We start from the raw sequence: 25,790 nt of genomic DNA, 5'->3' as shown, positions 1-25,790 counted from the left end.
GCCGCCCTTTCTCCTTCGTCGAACCGCGCTCAGTTCGCCGGCGCCGAAGCAGCCGTCGCCTTCAGCACCGCCGGCTTGATCGCCGCCTTGTACTCGGCCTTGAGCACGTTGTAGTAGCTGGCCATCTCGACCGCGCTCCAGGCGCGCGCGTACTGCTCCGCCGCACGCTTGGCATCGATCAGCGCCGGGTCGCGCGGCAGGATCTTGTCGATCTTCACCACGAGGTAGTCGCCGTTGCCCGCGTCCACGCCGACGTACGCCGGCAGCTTGCCCGCATCCGCGCGCAGGACCTGGTCCAGCGCCTTCTGCGGCAGCACGCCCGGCTTGGCGCGAGACACGGTCAGCGCGTCGCCCAGACCCTTGGCATCGCCACCCTTCTTCAGCTCGGCCAGGCGGGCCTCGCCGGCCTTCCTGGCGGCCTGCGCGGCGTTGTCCTGCACCCAGGCCATCGTCAGCAGCGGCTTGACCTCAGCCAGCGGCGGCACGCGCGCCGGCTTGTAGGCGACGACGCGCGCCGACACCAGCTGGTTGCCACCGGCTTCGACCGCGGCCGTGTTGTGCTTGTCCTTCAGCGAGTCCGCCGCGAACACCGCTTCCAGCAGCTTGGGCGACGCCAGCACGCCGGTCGCGTCCGGCGCGGCCTTGCGTTGCACGTTCGCCTTCTGGATCGTCAGCTTGAACTTGTCGGCCGCCGGCTTCAGCGAGTCCGCGTCGCTGTACACCGCGTCGGTGAAGGCGTCCGCCTGCTCGGTGAAGCGCTTCTGCGCCAGTTCACGGCGCAGGTCGGCTTCGATGCCGGCCTTGACCGTCTCGAACGGGCGCAGCTGGCCGCCGCGCACGTCCGTCAGCATGATGATGTGATAACCGAAGTCGGACTGGACCACGTTGCTGATCTCGCCCTTCTTCAGCGCGTAGACCGCGTCCTCGAAGGGCTTGACCATCGCGCCCTTGCCGAAGAAGTCCAGGTCGCCGCCGTTGGGGCCCGAACCCGGGTCTTCGGAATTCTTCTTGGCCAGCTCGGCGAAGCCGGCCGGGTTCTTGCGCGCCTCGGCCAGCAGTTCGTCGGCCTTGGCCTTCGCCTTGGCCTTGTCGGCCGCGGGCATGTCGGCGCTGGCCTTGATCAGGATGTGGCTCGCGCGACGCTCCTCATCGGCCGTGAAGCGCGGCTTGTTCGATTCGTAGAACTTCTGCACGTCGTCCGGATTGACGGTCACGCCGGCTTGCAGCGAGCCGACATCCAGCACGACGTACTCGATGTCCGCGCTTTCCGGCAGCTGGAACTTCGCAGACACCTTCGGGTCCTTGTAGTAGGCCTCGAGGTCCGCATCCTTCGGCGTCAGCGAGGCGGCGAAGTCCTTCGCGGCGAAGGCCTGAAACTGCAGCTCGCGCTGCTGCAGCAGCGCGTCGAAGGCCAGGTTGGCGCTGGCCTGCGTGGGCAGCGCGCTCTGCGCGATCGGGCCCAGCACGCCGTTGACCTGCAGGCTCTGGCGCACGCTCTGCAGCAGGCCGTCGACCGTCAGGCCCTGCTGCGCGGCGATGCGCTTGGCGGTTTCCACGTCGCGCAGCGGCGCGAGTTGCGGATCCGTCTTGATCAGCTCCAGCAACTGGTCGTTGCTGATGGTGCGATGTTCATCGGCCACCACGGCGGCGAGCACGCGCTCGCGCATCAGGTTCTCCAGCACGTCCTTGCGCACTTCCGGCGAGTCGAAGACCTTGGGGTCCATCGTCGGCGCTTCCATGCGCATGCGCTCGACCTGCTTCTTCTGCGCGTCGTCCCATTCGGCCTGCGTGATCTTGTGGCCGTCGACGGCCGCGACCGCCGTGTTGCCGCCTTCCATGAAGCGGCTGTAGCCCTCCACGCCGACCAGCACGAACGACGGCACGATCAGGATCAGCAGCAGGAACTGGAACAGCCGCGTGTGCTTGCGTACGAAATCGAACATCAACAACCTCAGGTCTTTTTTAAGACACGTTTTAAGACAGGTTTCAATGGCCCGTCAGATACGACAAAGGCGAACCGGGGTTCGCCTTTGGGCCGCGGCATTCTAGTCCACGGACGACGTGGACCTGCCTCGGTTTTCTGGTGGGCGCTGACGGGCTCGAACCGCCGACAATCTCCGTGTAAGGGAGGTGCTCTACCAACTGAGCTAAGCGCCCGGAATCTTTCAGTTCACGGCCTTCAGTTCACCGCGTCCTTCAGGGCCTTGCCCGGACGGAACTTCGGCACCTTCGCCGACTTGATCTTGATCGCCTCGTTCGTGCGCGGGTTGCGGCCGGTGCGCGCCGCTCTCTTCGTGACGCTGAAGGTGCCGAAGCCTACCAGCGACACGGTCCCGTTCTTCTTGAGCGTGGTCTTCACACCACCGATCACGGCTTCCAGTGCGCGCCCCGCGGCCGCCTTGGAAATGTCCGCCTGCTTGGCGATGTGCTCGATCAATTCGGACTTGTTCACGAAGGTACCCCCTCATTGGTTTGCCAGGCCGCCCGAACGGCGCGGGAAGCGGATTCTAGACGCATTGCCCTGCGGTCCAGACAAGGGGGAAGTCCCGATACAAGGGGGTCGCGCGACGGTCACCCAGGGGACAGCGTCCCGCTTGAATCCCGCATTCGAACGCACTCTTCACACGCTGTTTCATCGTTTCCCGCGAACGGGGGATTTCGCCGGCGGAATCAGCGCGCCTTGGCCCGGATCTCGGGCAGTGCCTTCTGCAGGTAATAGACCATCGACCAGATGGTCAGCACCGCGGCCAGGTAGATCAGCCAGGTGCCCCAGATCCGCGTGTTGATGACCTCGAACAGCCTGCCGTCGAACAGCAGGAAGGGGATGGCCACCATCTGCACCGTCGTCTTGAGCTTGCCCAGGACGTGCACCGCCACCGAGCGCGAGGCGCCGATCTGCGCCATCCACTCGCGCAGCGCGGAGATGGCGATCTCCCGCCCGACGATGACCAGCGCAACGAGCGCGTCCACGCGCTGCTGCTCCAGCAGCACCAGCAGCGCCGCGCAGACCAGGAACTTGTCGGCCACCGGGTCTAGGAACGCACCGAAGGACGAGGTCTGGTTGAGCTTGCGCGCCAGGTAGCCGTCCGCCCAGTCGGTCAGCGCCACCGTGATGAAGAGGACGGTGGCCAGCAGGTTTTGATGGGCGGGCGACATCTGCAGGTGGAACACCCCGACGATCAGCGGGATGGCCACGATGCGGGCCCAGGTCAGCAGGGTTGGCAGCGTCCAGAACATGGGCGGCATTGTGCCCACGTTTCACGGCGCGGAACCGTCGGTCTTCTCTTAATCGTCGAGCCTCAATCGTCCAGCGTCCGCGGCTTGAAGCGCCGGTCGTCGTCGAACAGGAAGACCTCGACGAACTTCCAGGGCTTGGGCAGCCGACTCACGTCGCCGAACGGCGCGGCGCGGCGCACGGCCGCGATGGCGACCTCGATGGTGTCCTCGGCCTGGGTCGGCTTGCGCAGCACGCGGATGTGCTTGATGGAACCGTCCTGGTTGAGTTCGATCTCCAGCACCGGGATCGCCAGCAGCTCCGGCGGCACCTCGCCCATGTAGGTGCCGTCCGGATTGGCGGCGACCATGCGTTGCGCCGCCTGGCGGCGCAGGTCCTCATGCGTGCCGACCGCGTGCGGCGCGGGCAGCGGCAGGCCGCGGCGCACCGCCGGCGAGGTCGGCACCGGGCCGCCCGGCGCGACCGGCGTGGCGACGGGCGCGCGCGGCGCTTCCTGCACGGGAGGACGTTCCGGCTGCCGCTGCGTCGGCGAGCCGCAGGCCGCCAGCGACAGCGCGAGCGCCAGCTTGCCGCTCCAGCGCGCCATGGGCACCAGGCGCGGCAGCAGGCCCACCCGGGTCGTTCGATCGATCGTTGTCATGTCTGTTCCCAACAAGCCGCGCGCCGTTCAATGCAGCGCGCGATAGATTTCTTCGGCGAGCTCGCGCGAGATGCCCTTGACGGTGCAGAGCTCCTCGACGCTCGCGCCGGACACGCCGCGCACGCCGCCGAAGCGCTGCAGCAGTTGCGCGCGCTTCTTCGGCCCGACGCCGGGCACGTCCTCCAGCCGCGAGCCGCCCGTGCGGATCGACGCGCGCTTGGCCCGCATGCCGGTGATGGCGAAGCGGTGGGCCTCGTCGCGGATCTGGGCCACCAGCATCAGCGCCGCCGAATCGCGTCCGAGGTAGACCTTCTCGCGCCCGTCGGCGAAGACCAGTTCCTCGAGCCCGACCTTGCGCCCTTCGCCCTTTTCAACGCCGACGATCAGGCCCAGGTCGACACCGAGTTCCTCGAACACGCCGCGCGCCATCGAGACCTGACCCTTGCCGCCGTCCACCAGCACCAGGTCCGGCATGCGGCCGGTGCCATTCTGGGCGGCCTCGGCCATCTTGCTGTAACGGCGTGTCAGGACCTGGCGCATCGCCGCGTAGTCGTCGCCGCCGGTGATGCCGTCGATGTTGAAGCGCCGGTACTGGGCGCTCTGCATCTGGTGGCCTTCGAAGACGACGCAGGAGGCCTGCGTCGCTTCGCCGGCCGTGTGGCTGATGTCGAAACACTCGATGCGGAACTTGTCGAGATCGGTGACGCTGAGGTCCAGCGCGTCGATCAGCGCCCGCGTGCGCGCCTGCTGGGAGCCCTCCTCCGACAGCAGTCTCGCCAGCGCGATCTCCGCGCCCTTGACGCACATCTCCTGCCAGATGCGGCGCTGGCCGCGGGGCTGGGCCTGCGTCGTGACGCGGTACCCGGCCTGCACGCTCAGGGCCTCCGCCAGCGCGGGGTCGACCGCTTCCGACAGCACCAGCAGCGAGGGCACGGCCATCTCCAGGTAGTGCTGCGCGATGAAGGCTTCCAGCACCAGGCGCTCGGGGCTGGGCGGCTCGACGCGGACGGCGCCGTCCTCGCCTTCCACCGGGGTCAGGTCCTCGTCGTCCAGCAGCTGGACGGCGGTCGCGTCGTCGACGTGCTTGGGGAAATACGCGCGGTCGCCCAGGTGCCGCCCGCCGCGCACCATCGCCAGGTTCACGCAGGCGCGCCCGCCCTGCAGCTTCACCGCGAGGATGTCGACGTCGCGGTCGCGGCCGGTCGCGCTGTTCTCGTCCACGGCCTGCTGCTGCAGCACCTTGGACAGCGCGGTGATCTGGTTGCGGATGCCCGCGGCCTGCTCGTACTCGAAGCGTTCGGCGTGCGTCATCATCTGCGCCTGCAGCGCGTCCATCACCTCCTGCGTCTCGCCGAGCAGGAAACGCTCCGCGTTGCTGACGTTGCGGCGGTAGTCGTCGTTCTGCCCCTCGGGCACGCAGGGCGCGGTGCAGCGATGGATCTGGTGCAGCAGGCAGGGCCGGCTGCGGTTGTTGAAGACGGTGTCCTCGCAGGTCCGCAGCTGGAAGACCTTCTGGATCAGCTGGATCGATTCCTTCACCGCCCAGGCGCTCGGGAACGGACCGAAGTAGCGGTGGCGCCGGTCCACCGCGCCGCGGTAGTAGCTGATGCGCGGCCACGCGTGGCCGGACAGGCGCATGTAGGGGTAGCTCTTGTCGTCGCGGAACAGGATGTTGAACCGCGGGTTGAGCGCCTTGATCAGGTTGTTCTCGAGCAGCAGCGCCTCGGCCTCGGTGCGCACCACCGTGGTCTCCAGCCGCGCGATGCGCGCGATCATCATGCCGATGCGCGTGCCGCCGTGGTCCTTCTGGAAATAGCTCGAGACGCGGCGCTTGAGGTTCTTCGCCTTGCCGACATAGAGGACGTGGTCCTGCGCGTCGAAGTAGCGGTAGACGCCCGGCAGCGCCGGCAGCGCCAGCACTTCGGCCAGCAGGCGGTCCCGGCCCTCGCGCGCGGCGCGTTCCATGTCGGCGACGCGACGCGACTCGGCGGCCTCGATGGCCGCGGACTGGGCGTTCCACTCGTCGGCGTGGGAGGCCGCGGGGGCGGCGGCAGGTGCAGCAGCAGGTGCAGCAGCGGGTGCAGCAGCGGGGACGGCAGCCGCAGGGGTGGACGGATCGGGAATCGGGTCCGGCACTTCGCTGGCGCCGGCGGGGGTCGTGCTCATGGGGCGCGATTGTGCCGCCGGATAATCCGGCCATGCCCGACACCCCCGCCGAATCCTCGTCCGACGTGCAGACTCCTGACAGGCGGACGTGGGACATCTTCTGCCGCGTCATCGACAACTACGGGGACCTCGGCGTGTGCCTGCGACTGGCCCGCGACCTCGCGCAGCGGGGCGCGCAGGCGCGCTTGTGGAGCGACGATCTGTCGCCGCTGGCGTGGATGCAGCCGGAGCCGGTCGAGGGCCTCGCCTGCCGCCCCTGGGACGACAGCGTGGGGGTGGATCCGGGCGACGTCGTCATCGAGACCTTCGGCTGCGAACTGCCGCAGGACTTCATCGCGGCGATGGCCGCACGGCCGGTGAAGCCGGCATGGATCAACCTCGAATACCTCAGCGCGGAAAGCTACGTCGAGCGCAGCCACGGCCTGCGATCGCCGCAGTTCTCCGGTCCCGGCGCGGGTCTGGAGAAGCGCTTCTTCTATCCCGGATTCAGCGGGCGCACCGGCGGACTGCTGCGCGAGCCCGGCCTGATCGAGGCCGTCGACGCACACGATGGCACCGCATGGCTGGACGGACGCGGCTGGGCGCCAGCGCCCGGCGAGCGCGTGCTCAGCCTGTTCGCCTACCCGCACGCGCCGTTGGCGGCCTTCCTCGAGGCGCTCGGCCCGGGATGGCTGCTGCTGCTGTGCCCCGGCGCGCCGCAGGCGGAACTTCCTCCGCTGCTGAGGCCCGGCCAGCGCGCGATCGCCCTGCCCGCCTTGAGCCAGGCCGACTACGACCGCCTGCTCTGGTCGTGCGATCTCAACCTCGTGCGGGGAGAGGACTCCTTCGTCCGCGCGCAATGGGCCGGCCGGCCGATGCTCTGGCAGATCTACTTCCAGGACGACGGCGCCCACGGGCCGAAACTGGAGGCCTTCCTCGGCCGGTCGATGGCCGGTGCGCCGGCGTCGCTGCAGGCGCGCTGGCTCGCCGTGTCGCGCGCCTGGAACGGTCTGGCGCCGTGGACGCCGGAGGCCGCGCAGGCGCTGCGCGACTGGGACGGCGCCTCGGCGCACGCCCGCGCGTGGCGTGCGGAACTGGCCGCGCCGCCGGATCTCACCACCCGCCTCCAGGCCTTCACCGGGCTGTCGAGTGGCGCGTGAGGGGCCTTTCGAGCTAGAATGCGCGGCTTTTCCGCGTTCTCATTGCGCGGCGCTCCAGCAGTTCCAAGCCACGGCCCCCGGCCTCGGCACCGGGCTGCGGGATGCCGAGACGGAACGCCTCACACCGCCGGAACAGTTCGGATCTCCAAGCATCCAGATGACTGTGCCCGGACCCAATCTCCCGGAATCATCATGAAGATCGCTCAAGAAATTCGCGCCGGCAACGTGATCATGCACGGCAAGGACCCCATGGTCGTGCTGAAGACCGAGTACAGCCGCGGTGGCCGCAATGCCGCCACCGTGCGCATGAAGCTGAAGAGCCTGCTGAACAACTCGGGCACCGAAGTCGTCTTCAAGGCCGACGACAAGATGGACCAGATCATCCTGGAGAAGAAGGAGTGCACCTACACGTACTTCGCCGATCCGATGTATGTGTTCATGGACACCGAGTACAACCAGTTCGAGGTGGAAGCCGAGAACATGGGCGACGCCATCAACTACCTGCAGGACAGCATGGGCGTTGAAGTGGTGTTTTACGACGGCAAGGCCATCTCCGTGGAACTGCCGACCAGCGTCGTGCGTGAAGTGACCTGGACCGAGCCGGCCGTCAAGGGCGACACCTCGGGCAAGGTCCTGAAGCCCGCCAAGATCGCCACCGGTTTCGAGATCCCCGTGCCCATCTTCGTGGCGCAAGGCGACAACATCGAAATCGACACGCGTACGCACGAGTACCGCAAGCGCGTCTGAGACGCCGTGAGGGTGCCCCGAGCCCCGGCGGCTCGGTCGCCCGATCACCCCAACGAAAAAGCAGCCCGAGGGCTGCTTTTTTGCTTTCCTGGATCCGCCTCGCTAGGAGGCCGGATCCACGGCTGGAATCAGGCGGCCGCTTGACGCTGCTTGCTCTTCTTCGGCTTGGCGTTGGCGACCTTCTTCGAGCCCGACTTGCCTGACGACGCGTGCTGCGCGGGCTTCTTCTTCGCGCCGGACTTCTTGGCCGCGGCGTGCTTGCCGCCCTGCTTGGCGGTCTTGCCGGCTGCCTTGTGCTTGCCGGCGGCCTTGCCTGCATTGGCCGGCTTGGCAGCCGGCGATGCCGGTGCGGCCATGTCGGCATGCGCGGCGGCGATAGGCGCCGTGGCGGGAGGGGCCGGTTGTGCCTGCGGCTGGACCTGCGCCTGCGCGAGCGTGGTCAGCAGCACGGTACCCAGGGCGGCGATCAACGACTTCATGTGGATTTCCTTCTTCTTCGGGACGCGCCGGCCGGGGCCGACGCTCGTGGCGATGGGGACGAGTCTAGCGGGCGGCTGGTGAAGGCCGCGTCAAACCGCATCAAACGAACTCGCCCTGACGTAACCATTTTGTGGCGACCCACTTCTCGCCTTCGACCACCGGCGCGCCGCCATGCAGCGTCAGCGTCGCGGGATCGGGCCGGTCGTAGCTGAAGAAGACCGCGTTGCCCTTCTGCGCCATCACGTCGAGCTTGATGTCCGGGAACACCGTCGCGCCGCCGCGCGGCGGCGTGTTCAGGTACATCACGATCGTCGCGACCCGCTGGCCGCCGCGTTCCAGGATCGCCTTGCTGCTGGCGTGGCGCGGGTCGAAGTAGTCGTAGTGCGGCTGGTACTCGGCGCCGGCGCGGTAGCGCAGCACCTGCAGCCCCTCGCCGTTGCGCATCGGCCAGTTCAACAGCGTCGCGATGCGGCGCTCGATGCGGGCGACGACCTCGTTCTCGCCCCGTTCGAAGAACATGCCTTCGCTGGTGCGGGCGGAGTTGACCTCGCTGCCCTCGCGTTGCGCCGCCACGGTCTCCGATCTCGCCAGGCGCTGCCCGGCGTTCGTGACGATGGCGTCGCACTCCTGCTCGGACAGCAGGTTGCCGAAGACGATCACCCGCGGACGCTGCAGCGCCATCAGGATCTCGACCCGGTGGCCGTCGGGCAGCAGCACGCTGCGCTGCTCGCCGAGGTCGGGCTCCGGCAGGGAACCGGGCTCGACCGCGGGCTCGGGGACCTGGGGCAAGGTCAAGGGGGCCTCGAAGGGGCGGTGCTCCGCCAGCGCCTGCTGCGCCATGTCGGGCTGCCAGCCGCTGGTCAGCATGGCCTGGTACAGCGCTTCGCGCGTGATGCCATTGCGCAGTTGCGTGGCCACCCATTCGCGCAGCTCCGGCGTGAGGTATTGCGAGTTGCTCATAGTCGCGACGGTATCAAACTGATCGGTTTCTGCCTGTATCCCGGTGTGCCCGAAAGCGGGGCCTGCTTACGCTTGGGCGCTCATTGAGCGTTCATCGAGCGCTCGATGAGCACTCATCGGGCGCTCAATAAGCATTCATTCGGCGATGCGGCGACGGAACACTAGCCGGTCCGACTCGCTCGCCTCCGGCGCGTAGGCGTAGCCGTCGACGGCGAAGTCCTGCAAGCCCGCCGGCGTGCCGATGCGATGCTGGATCGCGTACCGCGCCATCAGGCCGCGCGCGCGCTTCGCGAAGAAGCTGATGATCTTGTAGCGGCCATTCTTCCAGTCCTCGAACTGGCACTCGAGGACCCGCGGCTTCAGCACCTTGCGCGCGGCCGCCTTGAAGTACTCCTGCGACGCCAGGTTCACGATCACCGGCGACTGGAGCTGCGCGCTCTGCGCGTTCAGGTGTTCGGCGATGGTGTCGCCCCAGTACGCGTACAGGTTGCCGCCGCGGTCGTTCTTCAGCGCCGTGCCCATCTCCAGCCGGTAGGGCTGGAGCCGGTCCAGCGGACGCAGCACGCCGTACAAGCCGGACAGGATCGCCAGATGGCGCTGCGCCCACTGCAGGTCGTCCATCGACAGCGTCGAGGCCTGCAGGCCGTCGTACACGTCGCCGTTGAAGGCGAGCACGGCGGGCTTGCTGTTCCTGTCGGTGAATCGCGTGGACCACGCGTGATAGCGGGCGACGTTCAAGGTGGCCAGCGCCTCGGAGATGTCCATCAGGCCGCCGATGTCCGACGGGGACCGGGTCTTGAGGATCTCGATCAGTTCGGCCGACTGCGGCACGAACTGGGGACGGCTCGCCAGCGCGGCGACGGCGTCCGGGGTCGGGGTGTCGTAGTCCAGGGACTTCGCGGGGGAGATCACGAAAAGCATGGACGGATTGTCGCGCGTCCGACGCGCAAGACCTGTCACCAGCCCGCCAGATGGACGAAAGCCGCCCGTGGGCGGCGGATCACCCGGGGCCGGCGGAGCGGCCGAGTTCCAGACTGACTGGGGCGCCGTCTGTTCGAGCAAAGCGAACCGCAGGTGAGCGGAGCGAGTTGGCGCCCCACGAGGCCGCTCCGCCGGCCCCGGGTGATTCGCTGCCGCTGCTCGGTCTGTGTTTACTGCGCGAGCAGCGTGTTGATCGCCGAGATGTCCTCGGGGCGCAGTTGCCCGGAGGCCTGGCGCAGCTTGAGGCTGTTCACCAGCACGTCGTAGCGCGCCTTGGCCAGGTCGCGCTGCGTCGTGTAGAGCTGCGTCTGCGCGTTGAGCACGTCCAGGTTGACGCGCACGCCGACCTTGTAGCCCAGCTGCGTCGCTTCCAGCGCCAGCTTGGTGGAGGACTCGGCCGCCTCGTACGCCTTCACCTGCGCCTGCAGCGACTGCACGCCGAAGAAGGCGCGCTTGGTGCCCTCCTCGACGCTGCGACGGGCGAAGTTGAGGTCGTTGCGGGACTTCTCCTCCAGCGACATCGTTTCCTTGATGCGGTTGGTGATCTGACCGCCGGTGTACACGGGCAGGTTCACCGACACGCCCAGCGAGCCCTGCTTGGTGTTGCCGGTGTAGCTGACGCCTTCACCGGTCTGACGCTGCACGCCCAGCGAGGCGTTCAGGTCGACGGTCGGATAGCGGGCGCCCTGGGCGCGCTCGATCTCGATCTTGGCGATGTCCAGGCCCAGCTGGGCCTTGCGGATGGCGGGATGGCCGTCCTCGGCCTGGGTGACCCAGGGTTCCACCGTCGAGGGCGCCACCGGCGGCAACGCCACTGGCACGGCCAGCGGACGCGGCTCGACGCCGACGCGGCCGACCAGCTGGTCCAGCGTCACGCGCTTGACCCGCAGGTCGTTGTCGGCGGCCAGTTCCTGCGCGGTCGCCAGGTCATAACGGGCCTGGGCTTCGCGGGTGTCGGTGATGGTGGCGGTGCCGACCTCGAAGTTGCGCTTGGCCGAGGCCAGCTGCTCCGAGATCGCGGCCTTGTTGGCGCTGGAGGTCGACAGCGTGTCCTTGGCGGCCAGCACGTCGAAGTAGGCCTGCGCCACGCGGACGATCAGGTCCTGCTCCGCCGATTGCAGATCGGACTGGGCGACGTCGACACCCAGGCGGGCCTGTTCGATGCTGCCGGCGTTCGGGCGGTTGAAGATCGCGTACTTCGCGTTCAGCCCGGCGGTGGCGACCGTGTTGCCCTGCCAGCCGGTATTGACCGAGCCGCCCTGGGCGGTGGGGATCGCCGGCAGATCGACCTCGTTGCGCGTCGCGCCGACGCCCAGGCCTACGCTGGGACGCGCCAGCGCCTGCGCCTGGCCGTAACGGTACTGCGCCGAATCCGCCACCGCGCGCGCGGCCAGGAAGGTCGCGTCGTAGGCACGCGCCGCGTCGTACAACTCTTGCAGGCTCTGCGCCTGGGCCGCGCCGGCCACCAGCGCAAGCGCAGCGGCAAGGAGCGTGACCCGCGGCAGGCGGGAGATCGGTGACGGACGGCGTTCAGCGGCCATGAGGCATCCTCGTGTCGATGTGATGTTCTTCGGATCGATCCAACTGCGGACCGGCCGCGGGCAGTCCGCGACCGGCATTCAGTACCTCGGCACCGCCGGATCGATCGCCTCCGATCCGACCCCGGTGCCGCGGGCGAGGTTATAGATCACCTCCCCCACTTCCCTCGAAAGAAATGCGACGACCTGCAGTCTTCGCACCCCTTGATGGCAAATACGCGCGACGGGCTGCAACGCCCGCCGGCAGCGTCTTCAGAACGTGAAGTGCGAGCCGGCGTCGAAACCGTCCAGGCGTTGCACGACGGTCTCGAACAGGTTTTTCGTGGCGAACTCGCGCTCGCCGGTGCGGGTGATGATGCGCGCGACCATCGCGGGCTCCTCGCCCACGATCACGCCCATGCGGCCGCCGACCTTGAGCTGGTCCAGCAGCGCCTGCGGCACCTGCGCCACCGAGCCCGACAACAGGATCACGTCGAACGGCGCTTCCGCGGGCAGGCCCTTGGCGCCGTCGCCCTGGACCACGGTCACGTTCAGCACGCCGCTGCGGCGCAGCGCGTCGCGGGCGGCGGTCACCAGCTCCGCATCCTGCTCGACGCTGAAGACCTGCTGCGCCTTGTGGCCCAGCAGCGCGGCCATATAGCCCGCGCCGGTGCCGATCTCCAGCACCTTCTCGTGGCGCTCGATCTGCAGCTCCTGCATCCAGCGGGCCTCAACCCGCGGCGGCAGCATCTTGCGGCCGTGGGCCAGCGGCAGCTCGACGTCGGTGAAGGCCACGTTGCGGTAGGCGGCCGGCACGAAGTCCTCGCGCTTGACCACCGCCAGCAGGGCCAGCACCGAGGTGTCCAGCACATCCCAGGGGCGGATCTGCTGTTCGATCATGTTGAAGCGGGCTTGTTCGAAATTCATGTTCTGTCCTCTGGCGCCGCACGGCGCGCCACGGCGGTCGGGAATGCGGTCGTGAATGCGATCGGGAATTCGGTCGTCAATGCGGGCGGTATTCTAGGCGGCCGGCCGGGGCGTGGCCGGATCGGATGGGGGACGCGGGCGGTTGAGAAGTCCCTCGAACATCAGTTCGAGCTGCAGCTTCAGCACCACCTCGGGTTCGGGCTTGTGGTCATGCACCGCACCCGCCTTGCCGATGGAGTGCTGATGCAGCACCAGATGCAGCACCGGCCCGATCAGCACCATCACGCAGGCATCGGGATCCACGTCGCGGAACTCGCCCGAGGCGATGCCCCGGCGCACGACCTCGGCCAGCAGCGCGCAGCTGGGCTCGATGACCTCGTCGTTGTAGAACGCGGCCAGCTGCGGGAAGTTGCCGGCCTCGCTCATCATGATCTTGTGGATGCCGCCGGCGGGGGTCAGTCCCATGCGCTCCCACCAGCTCCACAGCATCCAGGTCAGCAGCTCCGCCATCGACCCCTGGTGCTTGCCCAGCTCCGAGACGCCTTCGGCGATCTTGGTGCCGATGGACTCGCGCACCACCGCCTTGAAGAGCTCCTCCTTCGAGGGGTAGTACAGGTAGAGCGTCCCCTTGGACACCCCCGCCTTGACGGCGACCTCCTCCGAACGGGTGGCGGCGAAGCCCTTCTCGACGAACAGCGCCAGCGCGGCCTCGAGCAGTTCCTGCGGCCGCGCCTCTTTCCGCCGCTGTCGAGGGGACGACGGCGCCGGAGCAACGGTCTTGGCGGAAGCGCGAGGCATGGTGAGCGAACGGAACTGCGTGCTCCCTCTCCCGCTTGCGGGAGAGGGTGGGGGTGAGGGGCGCGCCCAGCGCGCGGGGGTCGTGGGGTCGCGGCAGTCAATAACTGACTAACCGGTCAGTAATGTAGCGGCGGCCTTTCGAGCCGGTCAAGCGCCCCACCCTCGCAGCGCCTCTGGCACGGCGCCCTTTAAGAGGGACTTACGGGCTTCACGCCCCCCTCACGCCGACCCCGCCCATCCGGGTGCTGCACCGCCGCAAACGGGGTCCGGCCCGCGGCTATGATCCCCGCCGATCCGCCTCCACCCCGAGCGAGGCGGCATTCTGGAGTGGTAGTTTTGGACACTGTGCTGCTGATCAAGGCCGCGATCATGGGGATCGTCGAAGGCCTGACCGAATTCCTGCCGATCTCGTCGACCGGCCACCTGATCCTGACGGGCGCGCTGCTCGGCGGCTTCGAGGACGCCCGGGGCAAGGTGTTCGACATCGCGATCCAGACCGGGGCGATCCTGGCGGTGATCATCGTGTACTGGCAGCGCCTGCGCGAGACGGCGGCCGGCCTGGGCAGCGACGTGCGCGCCCGGCGCTTCGTGCTGAACGTGGCGATCGGTTTCCTGCCGGCGGTCATCCTGGGCCTGCTGTTCGGCAAGGTGATCAAGGAACACCTGTTCACCCCCGTCGTGGTGGCGAGCACCTTCATCATCGGCGGCTTCATCATCCTGTGGGCGGAACGCCGCCAGCAGACCGCGGTGCGCATCCAGGACGTCGACCAGATGTCGCCCATGGACGCGCTGAAGGTCGGCTTCGTGCAGTGCCTGGCGATGGTGCCGGGCACCAGCCGCTCCGGTGCGACGATCATCGGCGGCATGCTGCTGGGCCTGTCGCGCAAGGCGGCCACCGATTTCAGCTTCTTCCTGGCGATCCCGACGCTGATCGGCGCCGGCCTGTACAGCCTGTACAAGGAGCGCTCGGTGCTGTCGACGGGCGACATCCCGCTGTTCGCGGTGGGGCTGTTCTTCTCCTTCGTCAGCGCCTGGATCTGCGTGCGCTGGCTGCTGAAGTACATCGCCAGCCACAGCTTCGTGCCCTTCGCCTGGTACCGCATCGCCTTCGGCATCGTGGTGCTGATCACCGCCTACACGGGCGTCATCGTCTGGGCGGACTGACCTCCCTCTGGGGGCCATCCGAAGCGTTCCCTCGGGAGGGGGAACGCATCCCCCTGCGCGGGGATGGCCAAGCGCCTAAAATGCGGTGCATATGACCATCACGATCAAGACCGGCGCCGACATCGACGCCATGCGCATCGCCGGCCGCCTGGCGTCCGAGGTGCTGGACATGCTGACCCCGCACGTCAAGCCGGGCGTCACGACCGAGCACCTCGACAAGCTGGCCCACGACTACATCGTGAACGTCCAGCAGGGCATCCCCGCCCCGCTGAACTACCAGCCGCCGGGCTACACGCCCTACCCCAAGTCGATCTGCACATCGATCAACCACCAGGTCTGCCACGGCATCCCCAACGACCGGCCGCTGAAGAACGGCGACATCGTGAACATCGACGTCACCGTCATCAAGGATGGCTGGCACGGGGACACGAGCCGGATGTTCGTCGTCGGCGAGGGCTCGATCGCGGCCAAGCGGCTGTGCGCCTTCACGTACGAGGCGATGTGGAAGGGCATCCAGAAGGTCAAGCCGGGCGCGCGCCTGGGCGACGTCGGCCATGCCATCCAGACCTTCGCCGAGAACGAGGGCTTCAGCGTCGTGCGCGAGTACTGCGGCCACGGCATCGGACAGGTCTTCCACGAGGCGCCGCAGGTGGTCCATTACGGCCGCCCGGGCACACTGGAGGAACTGGTGCCGGGCATGATCTTCACGATCGAGCCGATGATCAACGCCGGCCGCCGCGAGATCAAGGAAATGAGCGACGGCTGGACCATCGTGACCAAGGACCGCTCGCTGTCGGCGCAGTGGGAACACACCATCCTGGTCACCGACACCGGCTACGAGATCCTGACGCAGTCGGCCGGCACGCCGCCGCCGCCGGCCTTCGTGCTGCCCCAGGCCGTCCCGGCCTGATCCGCGCGGGCCGCCCATGAACGCCAGGACGCCCGGCGAGGTCGGCGGGCCGTCGGAAGGCTCGCCGGACACACTGCCCCCGATCCCCACGGTCGCCGAGCTGCGCCAGCACTTCAAGGCCGGCAAGCAGGCGCTGCTGGACGACTTCGCGTCCGCCAAGGCCAGCGTGTCCGCGGCGGCGCGCCTGATGCGGAAGCTGGCCAGGCACGTCGACGGCACGCTGCAGGCCCTGTGGACGCAATCGGGCATCGCCGCGGCGGCGCCCGAAGCCGCCCTGGTCGCGGTCGGCGGCTACGGACGCGGCGAGCTGTTCCCGCATTCGGACGTCGACGTCCTGCTGCTGCTGCCCGACGCCTTGCCGGACGGCGTCACGCCCGATCAGCCCGGCCCGCTCAAGCACGCGATCGAGGCCTTCATCACCGCCTGCTGGGACATCGGGCTGGAGATCGGATCCTCGGTGCGCTCGGTCAAGGAATGCCTGGACGAGGCCGCGGGCGACGTCACCATCCAGACCGCGCTCCTGGAGTCGCGCTGGCTGGCGGGCGCCAAGCCGCTGGTGAAGCGCTTCGACCAGGCCTTCTGCGCGGCCGTCGATGCGCGCGCGTTCATGCGCGCCAAGACGCTGGAGATGCGCCAGCGCCACACGAAGTACGAAGAGACGCCCTACGCGCTCGAACCCAACATCAAGGAAAGCCCCGGCGGCCTGCGCGACCTTCAGGTGCTGATCTGGATCGCGCGTGGCGCGGGCCTGGGCAAGACCTGGCCCCAGCTGGCCGCGAAAGGATTGATCACGCCCTTCGAGGCGCGCCAGCTCCAGCGCAACGAAGGCGTCCTCAAGAGCATCCGCTGCCAGCTGCACCTGGCGGCGAGGCGGCGCGAAGACCGGCTGGTCTTCGACCTGCAGACCTCGGTGGCGGAACGTTTCGGCTACGAGTCGACGCGCTCGCTGCGGGCGTCCGAGAAGCTGATGCGCCGCTACTACTGGGCGGCCAAGGCGGTCACCCAGCTCAACCAGATCACGCTGCTGAACCTGGAAGAACAGATCAACGGCACCCTCGGCAACGAGCTGCGACCGGTGGACGAGCGCTTCCTGGAGCGCAGCGGCATGCTGGAGATCGCGACCGACGATCTCTACGAACGCGAGCCGCACGCGATCCTCGAGACCTTCCTGATCTACCAGCAGACGCCCGGCATCAAGGGGCTGTCGGCGAAGACACTGCGCGCGCTCTACAACGCGCGCGGGCTGATGAACAGCGCCTTCCGGCGCGATCCGGCCAACCGCGCGATGTTCATGCGCATCCTGGAAGAGCCGCAGGGCCAGACGCACGCGTTCCGGTTGATGAACCAGACCTCGGTGCTGGGGCGCTACCTGTGGGTGTTCCGGCGCATCGTCGGGCAGATGCAGCACGACCTGTTCCACGTCTACACGGTGGACCAGCACATCCTGATGGTGCTGCGCAACATCCGGCGCTTCTTCATCCCCGAGCACACGCACGAGTACCCGTTCTGCTCGCAGCTGGCGGCGCAGTTCGACCGGCCGTCGGCGCTGTACGTCGCGGCGCTGTTCCACGACATCGCCAAGGGACGCGGCGGGGATCACTCCGACCTCGGCGCGGCGGAGGCCAGGCGCTTCTGCCGCGCACACGGGCTGCCGAAGGCGGACGCGGCGCTGGTCGTGTTCCTCGTCGAGCATCACCTGACGATGTCGCGCGTCGCGCAGAAGGAGGACCTGTCGGATCCGGAGGTCATCCAGCACTTCGCGCGACTCGTCAAGGACGAGCGCACGCTGACGGCGCTCTACCTGCTGACGGTGGCCGACATCCGCGGGACCGGGCCCAAGGTCTGGAACGCCTGGAAGGGCAAGCTGCTCGAGGACCTCTACCGGCTGACGCTGCGCGCGCTGGGCGGCGCGAAGCTGAACATGGCCGCGGAGATCGAGACGCGCAAGCAGGAAGCTCGGCAGGAACTCGCGCTGAAGGCGCAGTTGCCCGGCACCGAGGACGCGCTGTGGAAGACGCTGGACCTGAGCTACTTCGCGCGCCATGACGCGCCCGACCTGGCCTGGCATGCGCGGGCGCTGTGGCGGCACGTCGACAGCACCGTGCCCGTGGTGCACGCGCGGCCGTCGCCGGTCGGCGAAGGCCTGCAGGTGCTGGTGTACGCGAAGGACCTGCAGGACCTGTTCGCACGGATCTGCGGCTACTTCGACGGCGCGGGCTTCAACATCCTGGACGCCAAGGTGCACACGACGCGCACCGGCTATGCGCTGGATACCTTCCAGGTCATCGCGCCGGAACTCGACCTGCACCACCGCGATCTGACGGCGCTGGTCGAATCCAAGCTCGGCCAGGCGCTCGTGGCCCAGGGGCCGCTGCCCGAGCCCCGCAAAGGCCGGCTCTCGCGGCGCGTGAAGAGCTTCCCCTTCACCCCGCGCATCGCGCTCAGGCCCGATGAACGCGCGCAACGCTGGCTGCTGTCCGTCAGCGCCACCGACCGCGCGGGCCTGCTGTACGCCATCGCGCGCGTGCTGGCGCGGCATGGCATCAACCTCCAGCTCGCGAAGGTCTCGACCCTCGGCGAACGCGTCGAAGACACGTTCCTCCTCGACGGCGCAGCGCTGCAGCAGAGCCGCATGCAGCTCCAGATCGAAACCGAATTGCTGGACGCGCTCGCGGTGCAGTGAGGCGATGAGCCAATACCACGTGATCCCGTCGGCCGAGGCCTTCGCCCGACTCGACGGGTTCAGCACCGTGATCGACGTGCGTTCGCCCGGGGAGTTCGAGGAGGACCACCTGCCGGGCGCGCTGAACTGGCCCGTGCTCGACAACGACGAGCGGCGCATCGTCGGCACGCTCTACCGGCAGGATCCGCTGGAGGCGCGCAAGCTCGGCGCGGCGATCGTGGCGCGCAACATCGCCAACCACCTCGATGCCAACCGGCCGTTGATGCAGAAGCATTGGCGGCCCCTCGTCTACTGCTGGCGCGGAGGCCAGCGGTCCGGGGCGATGAACTGGTTCCTCAACCAGATCGGGTTCAAGTCGCTGCAGCTGGTGGGCGGCTACAAGGCCTTTCGCGGCGAGGTGATCAAGACCTTGGCGGAGCAGCCGGCGCGCTTCAATTTTGTCGTGCTGTGCGGGCGCACGGGCTCGGGCAAGACGCGGCTGCTGCAGGCGCTCGCCGCCGCGGGCGCGCAGGTCCTGGACCTGGAGGCACTCGCGCGTCACCGGGGCTCCGTGCTCGGCGCCCTGCCCGATCAGCCGCAGCCCAGCCAGAAAGCCTTCGATACGGCGTTGTGGCAGGCCCTCGTCAAGCTCGATCCGTCCAGGCCCGTGTTCGTCGAAAGCGAGAGCCGCAAGATCGGCGGCGTGCAGTTGCCCGAAGCCCTTCATCTGCGATTGAGGCAGCACGGGCGATGCGTCTGGATCGACATGGCCGAGGCCGGACGCGTCCAGCTCCTGCTCGAGGACTACGCCCACTTCAAGGACCATCCCCAGACGTTCAATTCACTCATCGGCGGATTGGTCGCGCTGCGGGGACGCGAGCGCGTGGGGCGCTGGCAAGCCCTGGCCCTGGACGGGCAGTGGGCCGAAGTCTTCGGGGAACTCATGCGGGATCACTACGACCCGGGGTATGAACGCTCGCTGACCAACCACTTCCCAGGGTTGGTCAACGCGTCGCGCATCAGCCTGATCGATGGCGGCGCCGAGGAGACCCGCCGCGCGGCGGAGGAGATCCTCGCGTTGATCCGGCGGTGAAGCGCTGAAGCGGAACACGCCGGGCTTCAGCACTGCCACTGCCGCTGGCCCTCACCCCTGCCCTCTCCCGCAAGCTGTATGGACCGAGGACATAGGTAACAGGCGTGCCAGGACATGGGTGACACTTTTCCCGCCTAGTCAGCGGGAGGACGAAGTTGCCCTGGAGCCAAGACACCGTGAAGGATCAACGAGAGGAATTTGTTCGACTGGCCCGACAGCCTGGCGCCAATATCAGCGAGCTATGTCGACGCAGCGGGATCAGCCGCAAGACAGGCTACAAGTGGCTCAGCCGAGACGATCTCGAGGATCGATCTCGGCGACCACACACCTCGCCGACTCGTACGCCCGAACAGCTGCAGGCGCAGGTGCTTGCAGTGCGGGCCGAATGTTCTGCTTGGGGCGGTCGCAAGATCGCGAAGGTGCTGGCGCGCGATCATGGTGTGCACGTAGCAGCCAGCACAGCCAACTGGGTGCTGCGCCGAAACGGCCTGATCGACCCGGCAGCAAGCCAGGCCGCGACGGCATGGCAGCGCTTCGAGCACGAGACGCCCAATGCACTGTGGCAGATGGACTTCAAGGGCCACTTCGCCACCGACACTGAGCGCTGCCATCCGCTGACCGTGCTGGACGATCACTCGCGCTTCAACATCGTGCTGCAAGCGCTGAGTAACGAGCGGCTAGAGTCCGTGCAGCCGGTGCTGCAGCGCGCCTTTGAGCGCTATGGGCTGCCTGAGCGCATCAACGCCGACAACGGTCCGCCCTGGGGCTCGCCGACGCGCGGAGCACTCACCGAGCTGGGCGTCTGGCTGATTCGCTTGGGAGTGCGGTTGAGCCACAGCCGACCGATGCATCCTCAGACCAACGGCAAGGACGAGCGATTCCATCGCACCCTGAAAGCCGAGTTGCTGGCCAGTCGGCACTTCAAGGACCTGGACGATGCCCAGCACCACTTCATCCAGTGGCGGCATCTGTACAACGCCAAGCGCCCGCATCAAGCGCTGGGCATGGACACGCCAGCCAGCCGCTACGCGGCCAGCCCGCGCTCGATGCCAAGCTCTTTGCGGCCCGTCGAATATGGCGATGGCGCCATCGTGCGCCGGGTCGGATACGGTGGACGGATCGCCTTCAAAGGCAACACCTACCGCGTCGGCAGAGGCCTCATCGGCCAGCCTGTAGCCCTACGACCTCACCTGGATCTTGATGGCAGCTTCGATGTCTTCTTCTGCCATCAAAAAGTACGCATGATTGACCTGTGCCAGGCTGACTAACCTGGACCTGACCTGTTACCCATGTCCTGGCACACCTGTCACCCATGTCCTCGGTCCATACAGCAAGCGGGAGAGGGAGCAAGAAGGGCGGTCAGACGGCCAGCAGTTCCACTTCGAACAGCAGCGTCGCATGCGGCGGAATGACGCCGCCGGCGCCGTAGGCGCCGTAGCCCAGTTCCGACGGGATGACGAGGAAGCGGGTGCCGCCGACCTTCATCCCTTGGACGCCTTCATCCCATCCCTTGATGACTTCGCCGGCGCCGAGGTGGAAGCGGAACGGATCGCGGCGATCCTTGGACGAGTCGAACTTGCGGCCGCGCTGGCCGTCCTTGTAGAGCCAGCCGGTGTAGTGGACGGTGACGCGCTTGCCGGCTTCGGCGACGGCGCCTTCGCCTTCCTTGACGTCCTCGAACTGGAGGCCGCTGGCGGTGGTCGCCAGCTTGTTCAGTTCGATGGCTTCGGCGCCGCCGGACACGCCCAGCAGTTCCACTTCGAAGAGGAGCGTCGCATTGGGCGGAATGACGCCGCCCGCGCCGCGTGCGCCGTAGCCGAGCTGCGGCGGGATGACGAGCACGCGCGTGCCGCCGACCTGCATGCCCTGGACGCCTTCATCCCAGCCCTTGATGACCATGCCGCCGTCGAGTTCGAACTCGAACGGGTCGCCGCGGTCCTTGCTGGAGTCGAACTTCGTGCCCTTCTCGCCATCCTTGAACAGCCAGCCGGTGTAATGCACCTGCACGTCCTGGCCGGCGCGCGCGGTCGCGCCGGTGCCGGTGGTGGTGTCGTCGTATTGCAGGCCGCTGTCGGTCGTCTTCATCGAGTTTTCCTTGAAAGGGGGACGCCGGTCCGCGTCCCGAAAAGCAAAAGCGAAAGCGTGATCATGCCAGCGGCTGAAGGTCCTTACGCCCCGCGCTGCCGTACATCCCACGCTGCCACGGCGCTGGCGAGCCACTCGGACATCGTCGGCGCCTCCAGCGCTGGCAGTCCGAGCCGGGTGCCGGCGCGCTGCAATGCGGCAAGCGGGTTGCCCAGGTCCAGGGCCTGGGCGCCGTTCTGCTTGGAGAGCTTTTCGCCGTTCTCGCCGAGCACCAGCGGCGTGTGCAGATAACGCGGAACAGGCAGGCCGAGCAATTCCTGCAGCCGGATCTGCCGGGGCGTGTTGTCGGCGAGGTCCTCGCCGCGGACCACGTCGGTGATGCCCTGCCAGCCGTCATCGACGACGACGGCGAGCTGGTACGCCCACAGCCCGTCCGCGCGCAGGAGGACGAAGTCGCCGACCTCTTCCGTCAGGTCCTGGGACTGCCTGCCGAGCCGACGATCCCGCCAGTCGATGCGCAGGGATGCTTCGCCCTCGACGGTAGACGTGCTCCTGAGCCGCCACGCCCGCGCCGGCTTGCCGTGCAGCCCATGCCGGCAGGTGCCCGGATAGACGAGTTCCCCATGCCGCTCGCGTTGGCCGCCCTGGGCCGCGATCGCCTCCGCGATGTCCTTGCGCGAGCATCCGCAGGGATAGGCCCACCCCGATGCCTTCAAGCCATCCAGCGCGGTCTGATAGGCCGCATCGCGCTTCGATTGCCAGACCGGCGGCTCGTCCGGCAGCAGCCGCACCTGGGCGAGCTGCGACAGCACCACGGCGTCGGCGCCGGCCGGGCAGCGCGGGCGATCAACGTCCTCGATGCGGATCAACCAGCGCCCGCCATGCGCCCGGGCATCGAGCCAGCTCGCCAGCGCCGCGACCAGCGACCCCTCATGCAGCGGCCCCGTCGGCGATGGCGCGAACCGACCCACATAAGCGCGCGCCGACAGGGTCACAGCAGCAGGCCCTCATGCTGCTCGATCAACGAGCGCCGCGTGGTCTCGCTCTTGAGCCGGTCCAGCCACCACGCCAGCGCCTTGGCCGGTCGATGTCCGGTGTTGCGCCACGCGTAGTGCATCGGCGCGATCCGCTTGCCCTGGAAGGTCTCCTTCAGGACGAGCCGCCCCGCGTCCACATGCCGCCGCACCATGGGTGTCGGTAGCGAGCCCACGCCGAGGCCGCGCAGCATCGCCTCGAGCTTGATGGCCATGGACGGCACCGTCAGCACCTCCTGCCCCGGCACCACGCCGACCGTCATCGGCGCAAGGCTGCGCGCCGTGTCCGCCACCGCGACGATGCGGTGCCGGGCGATGTCGGCCGAGGTCAACACCCCCTCGAATCCCGCCAGCGGGTGATGCGGCGCGACGCAGAACACCATCTCCATGGGCCCCAGCACCTCGCAGACGACCGAACTCCCGGGCGGTTGCGCGCTGGTGCCGATCGCCAGGTCCGCCTGGCCCGAGATCAGCGCCTCCCAGGTGCCGGCGAGCACCTCGGTGCGCAGCTTCAGACGCGTCGGCGGCGGCTTGCCGTCCTCGGCCTGCAGGTAGAAGGCCTCCATCAGATCGAAGATCGCCCGCCGTGCGATGGCGTCGTCGAACGCGATGGTGAGTTCGCTCTCCCATCCCGTCGCGACGCGCTTGACGCGGTTGGCGACCGCATCCATTTCCTGCAGCAGCCGACGCCCTTCGGTGAGCAACTCGTGCCCCGCCGCCGTCAGCACCGCCTGACGCGAACTGCGGTCGAACAGCAGCACGTCCAGCGCGTCCTCGAGCTGACGCACCGAGTAGGTCAGCGCCGACGGCACCTTCCCCATCTCCCGGGCCGCCGCGGCGAAGCTGCCGCTGCGCGCGATGCTGTCCATCATCGCCAGCGCTTCCGGCGTCAGCACCCGTCGTTTGTCTTGTTGAGCCATCCCTTCATCTTATTTGAACGCTGGCTTCAAGCCCCCTCCCCCTCGGGAGAGGCCCGCGTCCCTACAGTGAGTCCATCGCCAACCAGCAGGCCCTCTCCACCACATCGGGGGCCCGCCACAGAAGGAGCATCAACATGCGTGAAGTCATCAAGTCCTCGGATCGCGGCTACGCCGACCACGGCTGGCTGAAGAGCTTCCACAGCTTCTCGTTCGCGGACTATCACAACCCGCGCCGGATGGGCTTCGGCCCGCTGCGCGTGATCAACGAGGACCGCATCGCCGGCGGCACCGGCTTCGGCACGCACGGCCACCGCGACATGGAGATCATCAGCTACGTCCTGAGCGGCGAGCTGGCGCACCAGGACAGCATGGGCAACGGCACGCCGGGCGGCGCCAACGCGGGCGTGATCCGCCCGGGCGACGTGCAGCGCATGAGCGCCGGCACGGGGGTGCGTCACAGCGAGTTCAACCACTCGAAGGACGGCCAGACCCACTTCCTGCAGATCTGGATCATGCCGGACCGCCAGGGCGTGGAACCGGGCTACGAGCAGAAGCATTTCGCCGACGCCGACAAGCGCGGCAAGCTTCGCCTGGTGGCCTCGCCGGACGGCGCGCAGGACTCGGTCTCCATCCACCAGGATGCGCGGCTGTACGCCGGACTGTTCAACGGCGATGAACGCGCCGAGCTGCCGCTGGCCGCGGACCGCATCGCCTACGTGCACGTCGTGCGCGGCCAGGCGACCGTGAACGGCGAAGCGCTGGGCGCAGGCGACGCGCTCCAGCTCGCCAGGGAAGCGGGCGTGACGGTCGAGGCCGGCCAGGACGCCGAGGTGCTGGTGTTCGATCTGCCGGTCTGATGGCCGGTCTGGTTGCCGGTCTGACGACCTGACCGACCCGGGCGGGCATGAACCCGCCCGGCCAGGCCCGGCACTTCGCGGTTCACTCCGGGACGGACCCGTCGCATGCCGCGACGGGCCGCCGCCGGACGGAGACTGCGGATGAAACCCGGCACGTTGACCTTCCAGATCCCACCGAACGCCGCCGATGCCGGCGGCCCGGCCTTGCCGACCGCCCTGCCGTCGCTGATCCGCCTGTTGATGGGTCTGACCGAGTGGCCCGAGGACCACGGGATCCGTGTCCGGGGCCGCGGGCAACGCGCACCGCTGGTGTACGCCCGGGTCGCCCTGTCCCGGCACGTGGTCGAGATCCTGTTCGATCCCGCCACCGGTCGCTTCGAGTGCACCAACTGCCAGGCGACCGGCTTCGACCTGCCCCCATCGATACCGGACGACCCGCGGAGCGGCTTCATCACCGCGGTGATGCGCGGGCTGACCGCCGCGGCGGCGACGGCGCTGCTGCAGGGCGCCACCGTCCTGCTGCAGTCCTGGCCGACTCTGGCGGCGATCGACGCGGGCGGCACGGCGCTCGACGACGAGGGATCCGCGGTCACGTCCGGCGCCGTGCACCGCAAGCCCGCCGTCTGAGGGCGCCCGATCGCAGCGGATCCCTGCGGATCCCAGCGGATCGCGTCCGACGGGCGCGCGCCTGCGGCGTCCTCGCCACGCCTGAGCCACGGGGCGCGCCTGACGCCCGCCTACACTCGTGCGATGCAATCGCTTCGACAACTGCTGGCCGCGCTGCCGCTGCTCGATTGGGCCTCGCTGGGCCTGTTCTTCCTGGCCTGGATCGGCTACGCCCAATTCTCCAAGCGTCACGCGGACGGACAAGGTTCGCTGCTGGCCATCACCAACCGCGTGCGGCGCCAGTGGATGCTGCAGCTGACCTACCGCGAGATGCGGGTGCTGGACGGCGCGGTGAGCCAGGCGCTGCTGTCGAGCCCGTCCTTCTTCGCGTCCACGACCATCCTGATCATCGGCGGCCTGCTGGCGGCGCTGGGCGCGAGCGAGCAGACCAGCGCGCTGGTGCTGGGACTGCCGTTCGCGGTGAAGACGAGCACGCTGGTGTTCGACATCAAGCTCGCGCTGCTGACCGGCATCTTCGTGTACGCCTTCTTCCGCTTCACCTGGAGCATGCGGCAGTACACCTTCGGCGCGCTGCTGGTGGCCTCCGCGCCGGAGGCGGGCCAGTTCGCGCAACTCGGGGCCGGCGCGGACGAGGCGCGCCGGGAATTCGCCGACCGCGCCGGTGCCGTCGTCGGCATGGCGGCCGAGGCCTTCAACGACGGCTTGCGCGGCTACTACCTCGCCTTCCCCGTCGTGGCCTGGTTCTTCTCGCCCTGGGCCCTCGCACTGTCCACGGCCGGCGTGCTCTACGTGCTGTATCAGCGCGAGTTCAGATCCGAAGTGCTCGAGAAATTGCGTTAAGGCGATTT

At 68.3% G+C, this 25,790-nt stretch carries 24 protein-coding genes, 1 tRNA gene and 1 pseudogene; 10 read left to right on the top strand and 16 right to left on the bottom strand.

Annotated elements, in window-relative coordinates; translation table 11 throughout:
* Window positions 1–29: 29 nt before the first annotated feature.
* The 6 genes from ABE85_RS04855 to uvrC form a co-directional block, all read right to left on the bottom strand.
* Window positions 30–1,943: a peptidylprolyl isomerase gene (locus ABE85_RS04855; protein WP_067270584.1), complete on the bottom strand. Its 1,914-nt coding sequence runs from the start codon at window positions 1,941–1,943 to the stop codon at window positions 30–32.
* Between the two features lie 138 nt (window positions 1,944–2,081).
* A tRNA-Val gene (locus ABE85_RS04850) sits at window positions 2,082–2,157 on the bottom strand.
* 22 nt (window positions 2,158–2,179) lie between these two features.
* The gene (locus ABE85_RS04845) at window positions 2,180–2,452 is read right to left on the bottom strand and encodes an HU family DNA-binding protein (RefSeq protein WP_067270581.1); all 273 of its coding nucleotides are present in this window, start codon (window positions 2,450–2,452) and stop codon (window positions 2,180–2,182) included.
* Window positions 2,453–2,670: 218 nt separating this feature from the next.
* Entirely contained in the window at window positions 2,671–3,237 is a 567-nt protein-coding gene (gene pgsA / locus ABE85_RS04840; protein WP_067281897.1) for a CDP-diacylglycerol--glycerol-3-phosphate 3-phosphatidyltransferase, read from the bottom strand.
* Window positions 3,238–3,299: 62 nt separating this feature from the next.
* On the bottom strand, window positions 3,300–3,875 hold the full coding sequence (locus ABE85_RS04835) for a hypothetical protein (RefSeq protein ID WP_231993231.1): 576 nt from the start codon (window positions 3,873–3,875) through the stop codon (window positions 3,300–3,302).
* Between the two features lie 27 nt (window positions 3,876–3,902).
* Window positions 3,903–5,840 (bottom strand): excinuclease ABC subunit UvrC, encoded by a 1,938-nt coding sequence (uvrC, locus tag ABE85_RS04830; RefSeq protein ID WP_067270579.1) that lies wholly within the window; start codon window positions 5,838–5,840, stop codon window positions 3,903–3,905.
* 233 nt (window positions 5,841–6,073) lie between these two features.
* Here uvrC and earP point away from each other — a divergent pair, with 233 nt between their 5' ends.
* A complete protein-coding gene (earP, locus tag ABE85_RS04825) occupies window positions 6,074–7,180 on the top strand; it encodes an elongation factor P maturation arginine rhamnosyltransferase EarP (RefSeq protein WP_067270575.1) in 1,107 nt (368 codons plus the stop codon).
* A 192-nt stretch (window positions 7,181–7,372) separates the two neighbouring features.
* The gene (gene efp / locus ABE85_RS04820; RefSeq protein ID WP_067270572.1) at window positions 7,373–7,927 is read left to right on the top strand and encodes an elongation factor P; all 555 of its coding nucleotides are present in this window, start codon (window positions 7,373–7,375) and stop codon (window positions 7,925–7,927) included.
* Between the two features lie 128 nt (window positions 7,928–8,055).
* On the opposite strand, the gene ABE85_RS04815 is transcribed toward efp, so the two are convergent.
* From ABE85_RS04815 to ABE85_RS04790, 6 genes are all read right to left on the bottom strand, one after another.
* Entirely contained in the window at window positions 8,056–8,406 is a 351-nt protein-coding gene (locus ABE85_RS04815) for a hypothetical protein (protein ID WP_067270568.1), read from the bottom strand.
* A gap of 100 nt (window positions 8,407–8,506) precedes the next feature.
* On the bottom strand, window positions 8,507–9,367 hold the full coding sequence (locus tag ABE85_RS04810) for a 2OG-Fe(II) oxygenase (protein WP_067270564.1): 861 nt from the start codon (window positions 9,365–9,367) through the stop codon (window positions 8,507–8,509).
* A gap of 135 nt (window positions 9,368–9,502) precedes the next feature.
* Window positions 9,503–10,288: a peroxide stress protein YaaA gene (yaaA, locus tag ABE85_RS04805; protein WP_067270561.1), complete on the bottom strand. Its 786-nt coding sequence runs from the start codon at window positions 10,286–10,288 to the stop codon at window positions 9,503–9,505.
* Window positions 10,289–10,518: 230 nt separating this feature from the next.
* Window positions 10,519–11,889, bottom strand: coding sequence for a TolC family outer membrane protein (locus ABE85_RS04800; protein ID WP_067270557.1), 1,371 nt, complete (start codon window positions 11,887–11,889; stop codon window positions 10,519–10,521).
* Between the two features lie 249 nt (window positions 11,890–12,138).
* Window positions 12,139–12,792 (bottom strand): protein-L-isoaspartate O-methyltransferase, encoded by a 654-nt coding sequence (locus ABE85_RS04795; protein WP_067270553.1) that lies wholly within the window; start codon window positions 12,790–12,792, stop codon window positions 12,139–12,141.
* Between the two features lie 93 nt (window positions 12,793–12,885).
* Window positions 12,886–13,590 carry a TetR/AcrR family transcriptional regulator gene (locus tag ABE85_RS04790; protein WP_067270550.1) on the bottom strand — a complete coding sequence of 235 codons (705 nt, stop codon included), beginning with the start codon at window positions 13,588–13,590 and terminating at the stop codon, window positions 12,886–12,888.
* 336 nt (window positions 13,591–13,926) lie between these two features.
* On the opposite strand from ABE85_RS04790, the gene ABE85_RS04785 reads away from it, so the two are divergent.
* The 5 genes from ABE85_RS04785 (at window position 13,927) to ABE85_RS04765 (ending at window position 20,687) form a co-directional block, all read left to right on the top strand.
* Window positions 13,927–14,754 carry an undecaprenyl-diphosphate phosphatase gene (locus ABE85_RS04785; RefSeq protein ID WP_067270546.1) on the top strand — a complete coding sequence of 276 codons (828 nt, stop codon included), beginning with the start codon at window positions 13,927–13,929 and terminating at the stop codon, window positions 14,752–14,754.
* A gap of 91 nt (window positions 14,755–14,845) precedes the next feature.
* On the top strand, window positions 14,846–15,664 hold the full coding sequence (gene map, locus ABE85_RS04780) for a type I methionyl aminopeptidase (protein WP_067270542.1): 819 nt from the start codon (window positions 14,846–14,848) through the stop codon (window positions 15,662–15,664).
* Between the two features lie 16 nt (window positions 15,665–15,680).
* Window positions 15,681–18,347, top strand: coding sequence for a [protein-PII] uridylyltransferase (locus tag ABE85_RS04775; protein WP_082938323.1), 2,667 nt, complete (start codon window positions 15,681–15,683; stop codon window positions 18,345–18,347).
* A gap of 4 nt (window positions 18,348–18,351) precedes the next feature.
* The gene (mnmH, locus tag ABE85_RS04770; RefSeq protein ID WP_067270538.1) at window positions 18,352–19,419 is read left to right on the top strand and encodes a tRNA 2-selenouridine(34) synthase MnmH; all 1,068 of its coding nucleotides are present in this window, start codon (window positions 18,352–18,354) and stop codon (window positions 19,417–19,419) included.
* A gap of 155 nt (window positions 19,420–19,574) precedes the next feature.
* Window positions 19,575–20,687, top strand: a complete 1,113-nt coding sequence (locus ABE85_RS04765; RefSeq protein WP_067270535.1) for an IS481 family transposase — start codon at window positions 19,575–19,577, stop codon at window positions 20,685–20,687.
* Between the two features lie 91 nt (window positions 20,688–20,778).
* Here ABE85_RS04765 and ABE85_RS28250 read toward each other — a convergent pair whose 3' ends face one another.
* From ABE85_RS28250 to ABE85_RS04750, 4 genes and pseudogenes are all read right to left on the bottom strand, one after another.
* A complete protein-coding gene (locus ABE85_RS28250) occupies window positions 20,779–21,126 on the bottom strand; it encodes an FKBP-type peptidyl-prolyl cis-trans isomerase (protein WP_231993353.1) in 348 nt (115 codons plus the stop codon).
* A gap of 33 nt (window positions 21,127–21,159) precedes the next feature.
* Window positions 21,160–21,504, bottom strand: a pseudogene (locus ABE85_RS28245) (FKBP-type peptidyl-prolyl cis-trans isomerase); the annotation flags it as partial.
* Window positions 21,505–21,587: 83 nt separating this feature from the next.
* Entirely contained in the window at window positions 21,588–22,475 is an 888-nt protein-coding gene (gene gluQRS, locus ABE85_RS04755) for a tRNA glutamyl-Q(34) synthetase GluQRS (RefSeq protein WP_231993230.1), read from the bottom strand.
* Window positions 22,476–22,495: 20 nt separating this feature from the next.
* The gene (locus ABE85_RS04750) at window positions 22,496–23,458 is read right to left on the bottom strand and encodes a LysR family transcriptional regulator (RefSeq protein WP_067270523.1); all 963 of its coding nucleotides are present in this window, start codon (window positions 23,456–23,458) and stop codon (window positions 22,496–22,498) included.
* A 134-nt stretch (window positions 23,459–23,592) separates the two neighbouring features.
* Between ABE85_RS04750 and ABE85_RS04745 the strand changes: the two genes are divergently transcribed.
* From ABE85_RS04745 to ABE85_RS04735, 3 genes are all read left to right on the top strand, one after another.
* Window positions 23,593–24,315 (top strand): pirin family protein, encoded by a 723-nt coding sequence (locus ABE85_RS04745; protein ID WP_067270521.1) that lies wholly within the window; start codon window positions 23,593–23,595, stop codon window positions 24,313–24,315.
* 141 nt (window positions 24,316–24,456) lie between these two features.
* A complete protein-coding gene (locus tag ABE85_RS04740) occupies window positions 24,457–24,942 on the top strand; it encodes a hypothetical protein (RefSeq protein ID WP_067270517.1) in 486 nt (161 codons plus the stop codon).
* Between the two features lie 123 nt (window positions 24,943–25,065).
* Window positions 25,066–25,782 (top strand): DUF599 domain-containing protein, encoded by a 717-nt coding sequence (locus tag ABE85_RS04735; protein ID WP_067270513.1) that lies wholly within the window; start codon window positions 25,066–25,068, stop codon window positions 25,780–25,782.
* The last annotated feature ends 8 nt before the right edge of the window (window positions 25,783–25,790 follow it).

Origin of the sequence: Mitsuaria sp. 7 (assembly GCF_001653795.1) — a bacterium.
Classification (GTDB): Bacteria; Pseudomonadota; Gammaproteobacteria; order Burkholderiales; family Burkholderiaceae_C; genus Roseateles.
Note: the sequence above shows the minus strand (reverse complement) of the source record. Positions and strands in the feature narration are given on the sequence as shown.

Coding starts and splice junctions, on each gene's coding strand:
- ABE85_RS04855 (WP_067270584.1), bottom strand. CDS start 1,943: ATGTTCGATTTCGTACGCAAGCACACGCGGCTGTTCCAGTTCCTGCTG.
- pgsA (WP_067281897.1), bottom strand. CDS start 3,237: ATGTTCTGGACGCTGCCAACCCTGCTGACCTGGGCCCGCATCGTGGCC.
- ABE85_RS04835 (WP_231993231.1), bottom strand. CDS start 3,875: ATGACAACGATCGATCGAACGACCCGGGTGGGCCTGCTGCCGCGCCTG.
- uvrC (WP_067270579.1), bottom strand. CDS start 5,840: ATGGAACGCGCCGCGCGCGAGGGCCGGGACCGCCTGCTGGCCGAAGTG.
- earP (WP_067270575.1), top strand. CDS start 6,074: ATGCCCGACACCCCCGCCGAATCCTCGTCCGACGTGCAGACTCCTGAC.
- efp (WP_067270572.1), top strand. CDS start 7,373: ATGAAGATCGCTCAAGAAATTCGCGCCGGCAACGTGATCATGCACGGC.
- ABE85_RS04815 (WP_067270568.1), bottom strand. CDS start 8,406: ATGAAGTCGTTGATCGCCGCCCTGGGTACCGTGCTGCTGACCACGCTC.
- ABE85_RS04810 (WP_067270564.1), bottom strand. CDS start 9,367: ATGAGCAACTCGCAATACCTCACGCCGGAGCTGCGCGAATGGGTGGCC.
- yaaA (WP_067270561.1), bottom strand. CDS start 10,288: ATGCTTTTCGTGATCTCCCCCGCGAAGTCCCTGGACTACGACACCCCG.
- ABE85_RS04800 (WP_067270557.1), bottom strand. CDS start 11,889: ATGGCCGCTGAACGCCGTCCGTCACCGATCTCCCGCCTGCCGCGGGTC.
- ABE85_RS04795 (WP_067270553.1), bottom strand. CDS start 12,792: ATGAATTTCGAACAAGCCCGCTTCAACATGATCGAACAGCAGATCCGC.
- ABE85_RS04790 (WP_067270550.1), bottom strand. CDS start 13,590: ATGCCTCGCGCTTCCGCCAAGACCGTTGCTCCGGCGCCGTCGTCCCCT.
- map (WP_067270542.1), top strand. CDS start 14,846: ATGACCATCACGATCAAGACCGGCGCCGACATCGACGCCATGCGCATC.
- ABE85_RS04775 (WP_082938323.1), top strand. CDS start 15,681: ATGAACGCCAGGACGCCCGGCGAGGTCGGCGGGCCGTCGGAAGGCTCG.
- mnmH (WP_067270538.1), top strand. CDS start 18,352: ATGAGCCAATACCACGTGATCCCGTCGGCCGAGGCCTTCGCCCGACTC.
- ABE85_RS04750 (WP_067270523.1), bottom strand. CDS start 23,458: ATGGCTCAACAAGACAAACGACGGGTGCTGACGCCGGAAGCGCTGGCG.
- ABE85_RS04745 (WP_067270521.1), top strand. CDS start 23,593: ATGCGTGAAGTCATCAAGTCCTCGGATCGCGGCTACGCCGACCACGGC.
- ABE85_RS04740 (WP_067270517.1), top strand. CDS start 24,457: ATGAAACCCGGCACGTTGACCTTCCAGATCCCACCGAACGCCGCCGAT.
- ABE85_RS04735 (WP_067270513.1), top strand. CDS start 25,066: ATGCAATCGCTTCGACAACTGCTGGCCGCGCTGCCGCTGCTCGATTGG.